Source organism: Thiosulfatihalobacter marinus, assembly GCF_016019955.1.
Lineage (GTDB): Bacteria > Pseudomonadota > Alphaproteobacteria > Rhodobacterales > Rhodobacteraceae > Shimia > Shimia marinus_A.
The window spans coordinates 164,357-179,628 of record NZ_JAECRZ010000003.1; the positions used below are offsets into that span (position 1 = coordinate 164,357).

The 15,272-nt window shown below is 62.4% G+C and carries 14 protein-coding genes; 4 read left to right on the forward strand and 10 right to left on the reverse strand.

Going from position 1 to position 15,272, the window contains the following annotated elements:
* Positions 1–1,152, forward strand: coding sequence for a DNA recombination protein RmuC (locus I3253_RS06125; protein ID WP_197916761.1), 1,152 nt, complete (start codon positions 1–3; stop codon positions 1,150–1,152).
* 187 nt (positions 1,153–1,339) lie between these two features.
* The gene (locus I3253_RS06130; protein WP_197916762.1) at positions 1,340–1,666 is read left to right on the forward strand and encodes a DUF3775 domain-containing protein; all 327 of its coding nucleotides are present in this window, start codon (positions 1,340–1,342) and stop codon (positions 1,664–1,666) included.
* 137 nt (positions 1,667–1,803) lie between these two features.
* On the opposite strand, the gene I3253_RS06135 is transcribed toward I3253_RS06130, so the two are convergent.
* A complete protein-coding gene (locus I3253_RS06135; RefSeq protein ID WP_197916763.1) occupies positions 1,804–2,382 on the reverse strand; it encodes a TetR/AcrR family transcriptional regulator in 579 nt (192 codons plus the stop codon).
* Between the two features lie 110 nt (positions 2,383–2,492).
* Between I3253_RS06135 and I3253_RS06140 the strand changes: the two genes are divergently transcribed.
* Positions 2,493–3,086 carry an NAD(P)H-dependent oxidoreductase gene (locus I3253_RS06140; RefSeq protein ID WP_197916764.1) on the forward strand — a complete coding sequence of 198 codons (594 nt, stop codon included), beginning with the start codon at positions 2,493–2,495 and terminating at the stop codon, positions 3,084–3,086.
* A 98-nt stretch (positions 3,087–3,184) separates the two neighbouring features.
* On the opposite strand, the gene I3253_RS06145 is transcribed toward I3253_RS06140, so the two are convergent.
* The 8 genes from I3253_RS06145 to chvE form a co-directional block, all read right to left on the reverse strand.
* Positions 3,185–4,327, reverse strand: a complete 1,143-nt coding sequence (locus I3253_RS06145) for a saccharopine dehydrogenase family protein (protein ID WP_197916765.1) — start codon at positions 4,325–4,327, stop codon at positions 3,185–3,187.
* Positions 4,328–4,340: 13 nt separating this feature from the next.
* The gene (locus tag I3253_RS06150; RefSeq protein WP_197916766.1) at positions 4,341–5,396 is read right to left on the reverse strand and encodes a saccharopine dehydrogenase; all 1,056 of its coding nucleotides are present in this window, start codon (positions 5,394–5,396) and stop codon (positions 4,341–4,343) included.
* Between the two features lie 128 nt (positions 5,397–5,524).
* Positions 5,525–6,442: a dihydrodipicolinate synthase family protein gene (locus I3253_RS06155; RefSeq protein WP_197916767.1), complete on the reverse strand. Its 918-nt coding sequence runs from the start codon at positions 6,440–6,442 to the stop codon at positions 5,525–5,527.
* A gap of 91 nt (positions 6,443–6,533) precedes the next feature.
* Positions 6,534–7,463, reverse strand: a complete 930-nt coding sequence (locus I3253_RS06160) for a Gfo/Idh/MocA family protein (protein ID WP_197916768.1) — start codon at positions 7,461–7,463, stop codon at positions 6,534–6,536.
* A complete protein-coding gene (araD, locus tag I3253_RS06165) occupies positions 7,463–9,205 on the reverse strand; it encodes an L-arabinonate dehydratase (protein WP_197916769.1) in 1,743 nt (580 codons plus the stop codon). Before araD ends, I3253_RS06160 begins: the two co-directional genes overlap by 1 nt.
* Position 9,206: 1 nt before the next feature.
* A complete protein-coding gene (gene mmsB / locus I3253_RS06170; protein ID WP_197916770.1) occupies positions 9,207–10,442 on the reverse strand; it encodes a multiple monosaccharide ABC transporter permease in 1,236 nt (411 codons plus the stop codon).
* An 11-nt stretch (positions 10,443–10,453) separates the two neighbouring features.
* Positions 10,454–11,974, reverse strand: a complete 1,521-nt coding sequence (gene mmsA / locus I3253_RS06175; protein ID WP_197916771.1) for a multiple monosaccharide ABC transporter ATP-binding protein — start codon at positions 11,972–11,974, stop codon at positions 10,454–10,456.
* A 66-nt stretch (positions 11,975–12,040) separates the two neighbouring features.
* Entirely contained in the window at positions 12,041–13,093 is a 1,053-nt protein-coding gene (gene chvE / locus I3253_RS06180) for a multiple monosaccharide ABC transporter substrate-binding protein (protein ID WP_197916772.1), read from the reverse strand.
* A gap of 161 nt (positions 13,094–13,254) precedes the next feature.
* On the opposite strand from chvE, the gene I3253_RS06185 reads away from it, so the two are divergent.
* Positions 13,255–14,178 carry a LysR family transcriptional regulator gene (locus I3253_RS06185; protein ID WP_332255674.1) on the forward strand — a complete coding sequence of 308 codons (924 nt, stop codon included), beginning with the start codon at positions 13,255–13,257 and terminating at the stop codon, positions 14,176–14,178.
* A 63-nt stretch (positions 14,179–14,241) separates the two neighbouring features.
* Here the strand turns inward: I3253_RS06185 and I3253_RS06190 are convergent, their stop codons facing one another.
* Positions 14,242–14,988 (reverse strand): SDR family NAD(P)-dependent oxidoreductase, encoded by a 747-nt coding sequence (locus I3253_RS06190; protein ID WP_197916774.1) that lies wholly within the window; start codon positions 14,986–14,988, stop codon positions 14,242–14,244.
* Positions 14,989–15,272 lie beyond the last annotated feature (284 nt).

The window sequence follows — 15,272 nt, forward strand, 5'->3', positions numbered from 1 at the left end:
ATGATCGCAATTGGAGACACAATCCTTGGCCCCCTCGAACTGACCGCGCTTGGCATTGCCGCGCTGGTCCTTGTTCTGTTGCTGATGACCGTGCGTGCGGCGGGGCGATCGGCCCGCATGGCCGAACCGCTGGCGCATCAGATGGGCGCGCTGGGGCAGCGGGTACAGGCGCTGGGGGACGGGCAGCAACAGCTTGCCGGCGGGTTGAATCAGGTGGTCGAAAGCCAGGCCGCCGCACAGGCCAACCTGTTGCAGCACCTGGAAAAACGCCTGGCCCAGGTAAACCAGCAGATGGGAGAGAACCTGCAAGGATCCGCGCGCCGCACCGCCCATTCGCTGGGCGAATTGCAGGAGCGGCTCAAGACCATCGACAAGGCCCAGGAAAACATCACCCGCCTGTCGGGTGACGTGCTGAGCCTGCAAGACATCCTGTCCAACAAACAGACCCGCGGCGCCTTTGGCGAGATCCAGCTGAACGATATCGTGTCCAAGGCGCTGCCCGCTGACAGCTACAAGCTTCAGCATACGCTGTCCAACGGCAAGCGCGCGGATTGCCTGATCCATCTGCCCAACCCGCCGGGACCGATCGTGATCGACAGCAAGTTTCCGCTAGAGGCCTATGAGGCGCTGCGCAATGCCGGGAACCAGGCGCAGCTGAACGAGGCCGCGCGCCTGTTGCGCACATCGGTCAAGAAACACATCAAGGACATCTCGGATCGCTACATCCTGGAAGGCGAAACCGCCGATGGTGCGCTGATGTTCCTGCCCTCCGAGGCGGTTTATGCCGAGCTGCACGCGAATTTTCCCGAGCTGGTACGCGAAGGGTTTGCCGCGCGGGTGTGGATCGTTTCGCCCACCACCTGCATGGCCACGCTGAACACGATGCGGGCGATTCTCAAGGATGCGCGGATGCGCGAACAGGCCGGGGCGATCCGGCGCGAGCTGGGCCTGCTTTATTCCGATGTCGAGCGGCTGGGCACCCGTGTCGAGAATCTTGACCGGCATTTCGGACAGGCGGCAAAGGATATTTCGGATATCAAGATCAGTGCCGACAAGGCCGGGCGCCGGGCGCGGCGGCTGGATAATTTCGATTTCGAGGAACTGGCGCCCGAAGAAAACAAGATCGTCCCGCTGACCAAGCCTGACAGTTAGCCACAGTTACAAATGGCCCTGCGGCGCTTGCGCATGGCCCGTCGGGGCATGTGAGCACGCCTGAGGGGATCGGCGGCGGAGCGCGGTCGGTTTCGGGCTGGTGCAAGATTTGAATTGCGCAAGATCAAGGACGGTGCGCACAATAGCGGATGAGATAGGGCCCGGAATGCAATTTAGGAGGCGCGACATGCTGGAAATCACCCCTTGGAAAGTAGCGCAGGTGGTGTTGATGTCCCGGGAGCTGAACCGGGCCGAAGGCGAGCTGCGCGGGTTCATCGAGCGGCTGAACGAGGATGAACAGGCCAGCCTTGTCGCGATCATGTGGATCGGACGGGATGCGTTCGCAGCGGACGAGCTGGCCGAAGCGATCAACACCGCCAAGACCGAGGCCACCACGCCAACAGCCGATTACCTGTTGGGCACGCCGCACCTGTCGGATCATCTTGAGAACGGCATGGAAGAGCTGGGCATTTCCCTGTCGGATGAAGAGGATGATCTGGTGCGGCGCGGCTAGGGGCGCGAATCACGGTTAACGCCCCGAAATCGCTGAAAAATACCGGATCGGCATTGCGTCGGTATCACGTCGGTATTGCGTCGGTGTAGCAGCGCGGAAATCGCGGGATTAACGGCCCGCGCGCCTGTCGTTGCATTTTATCGCGCCGGCATCAGCCAGGCATCGAGATACTGTGCCAGCCGGGCGCGCAGGTCGGTGTCGTTATGCAGCGCGCAGAACTTCAGCGCCATTGCCTGCACCGCGAAGGCCTGGATACCCTCGGCCAGCAGGTCGCCCGCCACGTCCTTGCGGAACGGGCCGCGTTCCAGCCACGGTATCATGATCTCGATCTGGCGGCCGAACGTGGTGGCGATGGGGCCGATTTCGGCGCGGGCCGCGGCCCCCGAATGGCGCAGGATCACGTCAAACACATAGCGTTCGCAGGTCATGAACCGCAGCAACGGCATCAGCGCATCCGTCACCTGAGCGGCGGTGCGCGGCGGGTCAGAGGTAACCATACGGTCAAGAATGGAATCCATCCGCGCCCCGATCAGCAGGTCCATCAGCGCATCCTTGTCCGGGAAATGCGCAAAGAACGTGCCCTTGGCCACCCCGGCCTGCTGTACCACCTGTTCCACGCGCAGCCCCTCGAAACTGCCCGCATCAATCACCTCTTGCGCCGCGGCGACCAGGCGGGCGCGGGTTTCCAATCTGCGTTTCTGAACGGCTCTGGCCATGCCCCTGACTGGCACAATTTCTGACCGTGGTCAAATTTAATATTGACCGTGGTCACTTTTTGCGTCACTTAAATTGACCACGGTCACTTTAATGAGTCGAGGAGAGAGACATGACCCCCAAACGGATTTTTGTACTGGACGGGCATCCGGCCGCCAGTTCGCTGACGCGCAGTCTTGCCGAAAGCTATGCCAACGCCGCGCGCGGCGCCGGGCATCAGGTTCGGCTGACCCATCTGCATGATCTGGAGTTCGATCCGGATTACGGCTTTGGCGGCTACGTGAACCAGAAGCCGCTGGAACCGGGGCTGGAACAGGTCTTGCAGGATATCGAATGGGCCGAGCATGTGGTGATGGCAACCCCGGTCTGGTGGGGCGGGTTCCCGGCCAAACTCAAGGGGTTGATCGACCGGGCATTCCTGCCGGGGCGGACGTTTGATACCCGAAAAACCACGGCGATCGGCCTGCCTGCTCCGCTATTGACGGGGCGCACGGGACGGGTGCTGATGCTGTCGGACACACCGAACTGGGTGTTCCGGCTGTTCTATCGCAACGCGCTGATGGTGCAGTTGCGCGGTCAGGTGCTGGGCTTTGTCGGGATCAGGCCGCTGAAGATCACCCAGTTCGCGGGCGCCAGTCATCCCAGGGACGGGGTTGTGCAAAAATGGTTGCAAAGGGCCGCGGCGATCGGGGCGATTGCCGGGTGATGCCGCCGGGGGGCGGGCGGCCAGGGACGTACCGATCGCCGCAATCTGGTGCCGGGGCGAACGCGCGCGAAGCCGCGGGCGCTCGTATTCAAGTCCGCTCAGGCGGTGTGATCCACCACCTCAAGATGCTGCGCCAGTTTGGCGACCTCGGCCAGCCAAGCGTTGACCAGCGCCGGATCGCTGGGCGCGGCGTGCACGCCGGGGGCGATGTCGCCGTTCAGCACCGCCTCGACCGCCAGCGAGACAGGCACCGACACCAACCGCGCCATGGCGGTACCGGCCTCGTCGCCCCAGGCATCCATCACGTAGGTCTTGTGCCAGACGCTTGCACCGCCCTTTTCGGCCTTGAGGCCCACGCACAGAACCACGCGGTCCGGCTCGCCCTCGTCATAGGCGTTTTCGGCCCAGAACTGATCGGACATGTCCTTGAGGCGGGCGTCGCCCTGTGGTCCCGACAGGGTTTCGATCTCGCGGAACACGTCGGCCCACGCCCTGGCCCAGCCATTCAGGCGCAGGGTGCCGCGCACGAATTCCTTTACGGTCCAATCGGGGGCGAATTTGTAGTCTTCCATGAAAGGGATCGAATCGCGGTTGGGGTAAACCTCGAAACTTTCGGGCGTGGGCAGCGGGGCCGCATAGCTGCTGATTGCATCCCAGGGGCGGGCCACGTCCAGCGGCTTGTGATCGCGGATCGAGCGCGAGGGCGAGCGCAGCGCCTTGAGCACGCCAAGCGGCGACCAGCTGAACTTGTAGCGGAACGGGTTGGGGTGTTTGGGGATGCCCCCGCAATAAGAGATGAACGACAGGGTGTTGTCCGCCGCGAAAACGCCCGAGGCGCGGTAATCGGCAACCAGCGCGTGGGCCATCAGGTGGTCGATACCCGGATCAAGGCCCACTTCGTTGACACAGGCGACACCGGCGGCGTCTGCCCTGTCGGCAAGCGCCTTCATCTCGGGGGCGATATAGGACGAACTGACAAAATTGGCGCCTCTTGCGATGCACAGCTCGGCCAGCGGCACGTGCCAGTCGCCGGGCAGCATGGACACCACCACGTCGCCCGTGTTCAGCGCCGCGCCCAGCGTGTCGATATCAAAGGCGCGAATGTCATCGGTCAGGTCGCCCACGGTTTCACGGGCCTTTTCGACGGTCCGGTTCCAGACGGTAACGGGGTGGCCCGCCGCGATCAGGCGGCGCAGGCCGGGAATGGCCGAGAGGCCGGTGCCACACCAGTGAATGGTCATATGCGCGTTCCTTTCAGAGGTCTTTGGAGTGCGTGATGAAATCGGCCCTGGCGCGGGTCCAGACGCCCGAGGCGAGGTCATCGAGGCTCAGCAGCGTGTCGAGCAACTGCCCGGCGTAATCCATCGAGGATTCCACCGGCAGCATCGAGGGCAGGTTGTCGATGGCCATGACATCCAGCACCGGATCGGTGGCCACGCGCAGGGCGGGTGCGTCCCAGGTCGTGGCGCGGTCATAAACCGGGACAGGGTTGTAATCGCTGTCCGGGTCACAGGCCACATCGCCAATCGCGCTGAGCGCGCGTGGGGCGGTCAGGGCCTCGCGGGGTACGAAGACAGGCGTGCCGGGGCGGGCAAGGATACAGTTCAGGAACAGGTTGTGATCCAGGATTTCGGGGAACGGGCCACCGGTGGCGGTTTCGGCCATGTCCCATTTGGTGACGGCACAGCCCATGGCGGTCAGCAGGTCGGCGGCGCCGCTGCCCACGCGCCCCAGCGCGCCGATGACGATGGCGTTGGGGCGGGCGGTGTTCAGCGCGTCCAGCTCGGCGCCAAGATCGGCCAGAAGCGCGTCCTTGCCCGCGTAAACCCCGACAGGGCCGCAGATTTCGCCGCGCCGCTGGGCGGCCCATGTCTTGAGCGTGACCGCCGCGCCGGCATAGCCCGCCCAATAGCCAAAGGCCGCAACGCGCCGCCCGGTTTCGTCAACGAGATATTCGAGATCGTAAAGCGTGCCGCCGCCGGCCCTGAAACGCGCAAGCAGCGCCTTGCCGGAATGCTGACCCTTGAAGGCATGGCCGAACATGATGTGGCGATGGGGCAGCGGGGTGCCGTCCTCGGGCAGTTCCTTGAGGCCGAAGATGATCGCGTCGCGCGGCGCATCGGGCCAGCTGTTTTCCGGCGCGATGGCACAGCCGGCATCGCGATAGCCGTCAATCGGGATCGCTCGCACCGCGCTTTGCTCGACCGTGACGCGGATGCCCTTGTCCAGCAGCGCCCTGGCGCCTTGCGGGGTCAGCCCCACGCGCTCTTCGTTGGGCCGTTGTTCGGCCCGCACCCACAAATGTGTCATCCGCCTGTCCCCGACTGATTTCGCGCCCACCGGTAGACCAGCCGCGCAGCCGGAAGGCAAGACCCTGGCATGGCCAGAAGCATCGGGTCTGGCGCGGATGTCTTCCGCGCCAGACGGGGCGTCTTGGGCTATTTGCCCCAGCGCAGCGCGATCAGGTCAAGCTCGCCAGCCAGTTGCAGCAATCTGTCCCGGGTGCGCGCGGTCATCGGTTTCAGAGGATGGCGCACATGGTCCGACCCGATGACCCCCCCGGCCATCATCACGGCTTTGGCCGCGCGCAGGCCGCATTGCCGGTTTTCGTGGTTGATCAGCGGCAGGCACAGCTTCCATTGCGTCAGCGCGCCGTCATGATCGCCCGCCAGATACCGGGTCACGATGGGCCTGATCCGCTCGGGTTGCAGCGCCGAGGTCATGGTTCCGGTTGCCCCGGCATCGAGATCGGCCAACAGTGTCGCCGCCTCTTCGCCGTCGAAAGGGCCGACGATATCGTCGCCCCCCGCCGCGATCAACGCGGCCAGCTTGTCGGCGGCGAACGGTGTTTCGATCTTGAAATAGCTCAGGTTCTCGATGTCGCGCGCCATTTTCACCAGCGTGGGCACCGGCAATGCCACGCCCGAGAGCGGCGCGTCCTGCACCATGATCGGGATGGTGATCGCATCGGACACGGCCTGAAAATGCTCCAGGATACCGGCCTCGTTCGGGACCAGCCCGACCCCGTGATAGGGCGGCATCATCATCACCATCGCGGCGCCCATTGCCTGCGCCTGCCGCGCGCGCGCCACCACGATTTCGGTTGCGAAATGGCTGATCGTCACGATTACCGGAACCCGTCCGGCCACATGTTCCAGGCTGATCCGGGTCAGCGCGGCACGCTCGTCATCCGACAAAAGGAACTGTTCGGAATAATTGGCAAGGATACAGATCGCATCGACCCCCTGATCGATCATGCAATCAAGAACACGGCGCATGCCGTCCTCGTCAACCCGCCCATCGGCATGGAACGGTGTGGGGGCAACTGGCAAGATACCGGTCAGTCGGCCTTTCATTTCAGGTCTCCTTGTGCGTCCTTCTGGGACATGGGGGATGCACGACTCCGGTCGCGATCTCGTCAGGGTCTGTGCGGCTGTCGGATCGCCGTCACTCGATAAAGGGCGCGGTATTTACCCGCCGACCCAGGCAAAGCGCATCAAAGACATGGCGCATGGGCGACAAATCCACATCCATGGCCCCGTCTTTCACAAGCCGGGCCATCCTGGCGTACAGGCGCGGATATTCACCGGTCAGGGTCAGCCCGGCATCCTGAGCAACCTCTTGCCCATCGATCCAGAGCTGCGCGCCGCCACCGGTCAGCACCAGCATGCCCTGATCGGTCTCCGCGGAGATGGTCCAGGTTTGTTCGCCTTCTTGCCGGAAATCCAGCTCTGCCGATATCTCCGCGCCACCGGGATGATGGAATGCGACCGATGCCGCGATCGGTGTCTGGCAGTTTTCAGGAATCTCAAGCCGGGCGCTGCTGACGTGAATCGGATCTGGCAGAATGTCCGTGACGATGGAAAGTGCATTGATGCCCGGATCGAAAACACCCATCCCGCCCGGCTGCCAGATCCAGTCCTGTCCGGGATGCCAGCGACGCACGTCTTCTTTCCATGTCACGCTCAGACGACGCAGGGTCTTGTCCGCCAGCCACGCCCGGGCACCGGCCACGCCCGCCGCCTCGCGCGAGTGCCAGGTGGCGAACAGCGAGACGCGGTGTTTGCGGGCCAGAGTTTCCAGCGCATGGCATTCGGACAGCGTTGCGCCCGGTGGCTTTTCCAGCATGACGTGGCGCCCGGCCCGGATGGCCCTGGCGGCCGCCTCATAGCGCGGCACCGGCGGCAGGCAGAAGGACACAACGCGGATATCGCTGCGCTGTGCCAGCATGTCGTCGATATCAGTAAAGGCCTGAACCCCGTCGACCGTGCCATGGCGCGATGTTGTCGCAGCCAGTTCCCAATCCGGCGACGCAATGATCGCCGGCACATGTTGATCCAGGGCGATCTTGCCGATGCCCACAAGTGCCACCTTCATCAATGTGAATCCTTTCCGACCGGCGCCCCGCGGCACCCTTTGAGAAAATCGAGGTCCGCGCCGGTATCGGCGCCTTCGACATGGGCCTGGTGAAGCCAGGCATAGCCGCTTTCCGGCGTTTCGACCGAGGGGCGCCATTCCTTCAGGCGTGCGTCCAGCTCGTGATCCGGGATATCCAGGTGAAGCCGGCGGTTTGGCACGTCAAGTTCGATCATGTCCCCGTTGCGGACCACCGCCAATGGCCCGCCGGCGGCGGCCTCGGGCGACGTGTGCAATACCACGGTGCCATAGGCCGTGCCCGACATGCGCGCATCGGAAATGCGGATCATGTCGGTGATGCCCTTTTTCAGCACCTTGGGGGGCAGGCCCATGTTCCCGACCTCGGCCATGCCGGGATAGCCCCTGGGGCCGCAATTCTTCAGCACCATGACGCAGGTCTCGTCGATGTCGAGCGCATCGTCGTTGATGCGCGCCTTGTAGTCGTCGATATCCTCGAACACCACGGCCCGGCCGCGATGCGACAACAGATGCGGCGAGGCAGCTGACGGCTTGAGCACCGCCCCGTTCGGGGCAAGGTTGCCTTTGACCACAGCGATGCCACCCTGTTGGGTCAGCGCCCGATCGACCGGCAGAATGACATCGGTATTGTGGTTCACGGCATTGCGCACCTCGTCCCAGATCGCGGTACCCGACACGGTCAGCGCATCCTTGTGCAGCAATCCCGCGTCGCCCAGATGCCGCAGCACCACCGGCAGCCCGCCAGCATAGAAGAATTCTTCCATCAGGTATTTTCCGGACGGCATCAGATTGACGATGGTCGCCACGTCACGGCCGCAGCGATCCCAGTCATCCAGCGTGAAATCCACCCCCACCCGTCCGGCGATGGCCAGAAGATGCACGACTGCATTGGTTGACCCGCCGATGGCTCCGTTGGTGCGGACCGCGTTTTCAAACGCATGCCGTGTCATGATGTCGGACGGTTTCAGATCATCCTTGACCATCTGCACAATGCGCCGCCCCGAAAGCTGTGCCATGACCCGGCGCCGGCTGTCCACCGCCGGAATCGCGGCATTGCCCGACAACGCCATGCCCAGCGCCTCGGCCATTGACGCCATGGACGAGGCCGTTCCCATCGTGTTGCACGAGCCCGAAGAGCGCGACATGGATTGTTCGGCTTCGAGAAAGTCTTCCTGGGTCATGTCCCCGGCTTTCACCGCCTCGGAGAACTTCCACAGATGGGTGCCCGACCCGATCCGCTCGCCGTGGAAATAGCCGTTCAGCATCGGCCCGCCTGTCACCACGATGGACGGCAGGTCGGTAGAGGCGGCGGCCATCAACAGGCTGGGCGTGGTCTTGTCGCAGCCCACGAGCAGCACCGCGCCGTCAATCGGCTGGCCACGCATCTGCTCTTCGATCGACAGCGCCGCAAGGTTGCGGAACATCATCGCCGTGGGCCGGAACGTATTTTCGGAGGCCGAGAAAACCGGCACTTCGACAGGGAAGCCGCCTGCCTCCCAGATCCCGGCCTTCACCTTTTCGGCCAGTTCCCGCAGGTGGCCGTTGCAGGGGGTCAGATCGGACCAGGTATTGAGGATGCCAATCACCGGGCGACCGTCGAACAGATCATCGGGATAGCCCTGGTTCTTCATCCAGCCGCGATGGTAGATCGTGTCGCGCGACGTGCCGGCATACCATTCCTGGCTGCGCAGCCTGCGAGGCCAAGTTGCGGGTTTGAAGCTCATCTCAGGCCTGCTTTGATTTGTTGTAGACATCGAAGATCACGGCCGCGAGCAGCACCAGGCCCTTGATGACCTGCTGATAATCGATGCCGATCCCCATGATCGACATGCCGTTGTTCAACACCCCCATCAGGAAGGCGCCGACCACGGCGCCGACGATCTTGCCGACCCCGCCGGACATGGACGCGCCGCCGATGAACACCGCCGCGATCACGTCCAGTTCCAGGGCAAACCCGGCCTTGGGCGTTGCCGAGTTCAGGCGAGCGGCGAACACCATGCCCGCCACTGCCGCCAGCACACCCATATTGGCGAAGGCAAGGAAGGTCAGGCGCTCGGTCTTGATGCCCGACAGTTTGGCCGCCTTTTCATTGCCCCCAAGCGCATAGATGCGCCGCCCCATGACCGTGCGCTCGGTGAAGAACGCGTAGATGATCGCCAGAACGCCCATGGTCAGCAGGACATTGGGCAATCCCCGGAATGTGGACAGCTTGTAGAAGATGAAGATCAGTGCCAGCGAGGTGATCCCGATCCGGGCATAGAAAAACGCCAGCGGTTCGAGATCCATGCCATAGGCGCGGTTCTGTGCCCGCGATTTCATCCCCATCCATGTGATCAGCCCGGCCGCGACCAGCCCGGTGGACAGGGACAGCATGTTCACCCGCCTGGCCCCCAGAAGATCGGCCACGCCCTGAGACAGGCCGGAGGGAAAGATGTCCGGCACGAACCCGTTGGCGATCATCTGGAATTCGCGCGGAAACGGGCCAAGCGACTGCCCTTCAAGCAACCAGAGCGACAGGCCGCGAAACACCAGCATCCCCGCCAGCGTGACGATGAAGGACGGGATCTTCCAATAGGCGATCCAATACCCCTGGGCGGCGCCGATCAGGCCGCCGGCAACAAGGCAAGTCACCACGGTCACGGCGATCGATTGCTCCCACTCCACGATCATGACCGCCGCCAGGGCCCCGACAAAGCCCATGACGGACCCGACCGAAAGATCGATGTTGCCGCTGACGATGACGATCAGCATCCCCAGGGCCATGATGATGATATAACTGTTCTGCAACAGCAGGTTGGTCACATTGACCGGCTTGAGCAGCGTGCCATTGGTGACGATCTGAAAGAACACCATGATCGTGATCAACGCGAACAGCAGGCCGTATTCCCGCAGGTGGCGCACAAGGTATTCGCCAATGCCCAGCCTTTTGGGGGCCTCTGCGCCGTGTTCTGCAAATTCCATCCCGATCTCTCCTATTCGGTCACGATGAGCGACATGATGCGCTCCTGGCTGGCCTCTTGGGCGGTCAGTTCGCCGACAAAAGTGCCTTCGTTCATTACGTAGATGCGATCGCACATGCCCAGAAGCTCGGGCATTTCGGACGAGATCATGACGACCCCCTTGTCCTGTGCCGACAGGTCATTGATGATCCCGTAGATCTCGAACTTGGCGCCCACGTCGATCCCGCGCGTAGGCTCGTCAAGGATCAGAACCTCGGGATGGGCGAAAAGCCATTTGGACAGGACAACCTTTTGCTGGTTGCCCCCCGAAAGATTCATCACCTTCTGGAACACGCCGGGCGAACGGATGTTCAGCGCCTTGCGGTAGTCCTGGGCGACGCGGGTCTCTTTGGCCTCGTTCAGGATCGCATTGCGTGAAACGTCCTTGAGATTGGCCAACGTTATGTTGCGCTGAATGGATTCCTCCAGAATCAGACCCAGCGACTTGCGGTCCTCGGTGACATAGGCCAACCCGGCATCGATCGCCTTGCTGACCGAACTGACATCCACCGCCCGCCCGCGCATTTCGATGCTGCCGCTGATGTTGCGGCCATAGGAGCGCCCGAAAATGCTCATCGCCAATTCGGTGCGCCCTGCCCCCATCAGCCCGGCAATACCCACCACTTCGCCCGCGCGCACGGTCAGGCTTATGTCGTTGATGACCTGCCGCTCGGTGTGCAGCGGATGCCAGACATTCCAGTTCCTGACCTCCATCAGCATGCCGCCCGCGCGACGATCCCGTTCGGGATACCGGTCGGCCATGTCGCGGCCCACCATGTCGCGCACGATGCGGTCTTCGGTGATTTCGTCGGTTTCGGCGTCCATCGTGGATACGGTGGTGCCGTCGCGGATCACGGTGACGGTGTCCGCCACGCGCCGCACCTCGTTCAGCTTGTGGCTGATGATGATCTGCGTCACGCCCCGGGTTTTCAGCTCCAGCATCAGGTCCAGCAACGCCTGGCTGTCGGATTCCGACAGCGCCGCGGTCGGTTCGTCCAGGATAAGCAGGCGCACTTCCTTGGACAGGGCCTTGGCGATCTCGACCAGTTGCTGTTTGCCCACGCCCAGCTTGTCAACCATGGTGCTGGGCGGTTCGGACAAACCGACCTTACGCAAGAGCGACTCGGTGCGCTGGTTGGTCTGGCGCCAGTCGATTATGCCGCCAATCGCCCGCTCGTTGCCCAGAAACAGGTTTTCGGCAATCGACAACAGCGGCACAAGCGCCAGTTCCTGGTGGATGATGATGATCCCGCGCGCCTCGGATTCGGCGATATTGGCAAATTCGGCCAGCGCGCCGTCATAATGGATTTCGCCGTCATAGGTTCCGGCCGGATAAACACCGGACAATACTTTCATCAGGGTGGATTTGCCCGCGCCGTTTTCGCCGACAAGCGCATGTATCTCGCCCTGTTTCACCGCCAGGTTTACCGTGTCGAGCGCCTTGACTCCGGGGAACTCCTTGGTGATCGAGCGCATTTCGAGTAGCGCGGTCATGCCCCTGCCTCCTGGGATATTTGGGCCCGCCCGCCCGAAGGCGGACGGACCCGGGGAGAATCCGGATTACTGGACCTGATCCCGGGTGTAGTACCCGGAGCCAAGGATCACGTCTTCCCAGTTGGACATGTCGACAGACACCGGTTCCAGAAGGTAGCTTGGAACGATCTTGACGCCATTGTTGTAGGTCTTGGTGTCGTTGATCTCGGGCTCGCTTCCGGCCAGAAGCGCGTCTGCCATGCCGACAGTGACGCGCGCCAGTTCGCGGGTGTCCTTGAACACGGTCGAGTATTGTTCGCCCGCCAGCATCGACTTGATCGACCGCAATTCCGCATCCTGACCGGTCACGATCGGCATTTTCAGATCGCCCGACCCATAGCCGACACCTTTCAGCGACGAGATAATGCCGATGGACAGCCCGTCATAGGGCGACAGAACACCCTGAACCTGGGCGTCCGTGTAATGCGCCGACAGCAGGTTATCCATGCGGGCCTGCGCCACCGCGCCGTCCCAGCGCAGGGTTCCGACGGTTTCCATGCCCATCTGGCCGGAGACGATGTTGACCTTGCCGGCATCGATCAGGGGCTGCAACACCGACATGGCGCCGTCATAGAAGAAATAGGCGTTGTTGTCGTCGGGCGAGCCGCCGAACAATTCGACATTGTAGGGACCGTCGCCATACCGTTCCTTCAGGCCATCCACCAGCGACGTGGCCTGCTGTACGCCAACCTTGAAATTGTCGAAGGTCGCATAATAATCGACATATTCGCTGTCGCGGATCAGCCGGTCATAGGCAATGACGCGGATATCCGCGAAACTCGCGTTTTCCAGCGCGTTTGACAGGGTGGTGCCGTCGATTGCCGCAATCACCAGAATGTCGACGCCATTGGTGATCATGTTCTCGATCTGGGCCAGCTGGTTGGGGATGTCATCCTCGGCATATTGCAGAATGGTCTTGTAGCCGGCGGCTTCGAACTGTTCGACCATCGAATTGCCGTCCGAAATCCAGCGCGACGAGGATTGCGTCGGCATTGCGATGCCGACGGTTCCCTGGGCGTAAGCTGCAACCGATACCAGCGCAGCCGCCGCCGTTGAAAAAAGCAGGCGGGTGAGTTTCATGGTTTCCTCCCAAAATATGCGCGCTGCTTGATTGCAACTGCGCACGAGTCTCAGTCCCGAGTCCGGCCGTCATTCGTTTGCGGCTGGCTCCTCTTGTCGAATAGTGCATGTTTACATAACAGTAAAATGTCGTTACGTGCGACTTATATATCAAAACTGGTATGCCCATGTCCTTGCTGCGCCGCCTCAAGCCTGTTCATCTGCGCCTTGCCCTGCGGATTGCGGAGACTGGCAAGCTGCAATCGGCCGCGAGCGATGTCGCCATGTCGCAACCGGCCGCGTCGCGGATGCTGTCGGACATCGAGGCCCATATCGGTGCGCCCCTGTTCGAGCGGCACCCGAAAGGGATGGAGCCAACGGAAATCGGGCATACCGTCCTGCGTCATGCCCGGCAGATTCTGCGCGGGTTCGACAGCCTGGACACCGAAGTCAGCCAGGTGATTTCCGGGCGCGCCGGCACGGTTCGCATCGGATCGGTCACCGGGCCGGCGGTGGAGATGGTGGTTCCGGCCATCCGCGCGATCAGGGCCGGATCGCCTGACGTGGAATTCACCGTCGAGGTCGCCCCGTCGACCACGCTGATGCGCGGGCTGGAAGAGGGTGTTTTCGATTTCATCATCGCCCGTCCACCACCACAATATAACAGCCGCCTTTATCGCCTGTATCCCGCCCGGCGCGAGGTGGTCTCACTCATGGTGTGCCGCGACCACCCCATGGCCGGGCGTCCGAATGTGCGCCTGAAAGAGCTGACCGGTTTCGAATGGGTGATCCAGGAGCGCGGCACACCGATCCGGACCGCGGTGGAAGGCGCATTCCATTCTCACGGTGTCGCGATGCCACCGCAGGTGACGAACACGTCATCCCTGCTTGTGGCGCTTGCCCTTCTGGAGAATTCGACAACGATTTCGCCGCATTCTCACGAGGTTGTGCAATTGTTGTCGGCCACGGCGATTGGCGCGCATGTCACAAGGCTGAACCTGTTGGAGGATATTCTGGTGTCGCCGTTTTTCGTTATCACGCAGAAAGACCGGCAATTGTCGGCAATCGCGGACCGCGTGGTACAGGAAACGCTTGCCCGCCTATAGGCGGGCGGCGCAGATCGGATCGGGGTCGGGTTGCGCCAGCCGCACAATCCGACCCCGGCAGGCTCAGGAGAACAGCATCCCGCCGTTGATGTCGACATTGGCGCCGGTGATGAAGGCGGCGTCGTCGGAGGCCAGGAACACGGCCAGCTTGGCGACATCCTGTGATGTGCCTTCGCGCTTCAGCGGCGTGATATTGGCAACATGCGTGCGCACCTCGGGCTTGGTGAAGATATTGTGGAAATCCGTGTCGATCATGCCCGGGCAGATCCCGTTGACCCGGATTTTCGGACCCAGTTCCTTGGACAGGCCGCGCACCAGGGTCATCAAGGCACCCTTGGATGCACCATAGGCCGCCGCGCCCGGGCCGCCGCCATCGCGACCAGCCTGCGACGCCAGACCGACAATCGACGATCCCTCAGGCATATGCGGCAGACATTCACGCACCATCAGGACAAAGGAAGTCAGGTTGACATCCATGACCGCCTGCCAATGGTCCAGTGTCATCTCGGCCATTGGCACCCGCGCCAGGATCCCGCCGGTCACATGCACCAGCGTATCGACGCCGCCGAATTCGGCAACAGCAGCAGCAACCAATGCACGGGCATCGGCCTCTTTCGTAAGATCGCCCTGCATCGCGATGGCCCGGCCACCCGCCGCCACAATTTCGGCGACGGCACTGTCGGCACCTTTTGAACTGGCATGGTAGTTGATCACGATATTGGCCCCCTGCGCGGCCAGTTCCATGACGCAGGCGCGTCCGATGTCACGGCCACCGCCGGTCACAATTGCGGTTTTTCCGGTCAAGTCCATTGTCATCTCCTGTTTCAGATAAAGCGAGAGGGCCCTGATCGGCACCCATATTCCCGACCATCCCTACCGGGAAACAGAAGGCAAAACAATACAAATTTTTACAAATAATTTCCGCCGACTCCCGCGCATCCAGAGCGGGAAGCCCGCGAAACCTTCAGAAAGCGGTTCCTGAAATAATATTCAAAAACATTGCCTTAATTCACTCCCCCAGGTTTGCAAGGCTTGCAGAAGCGCGCGTTTCGCCGACTGGAGCAATCAACCGCGCCAGAGCACCGGAGGACATA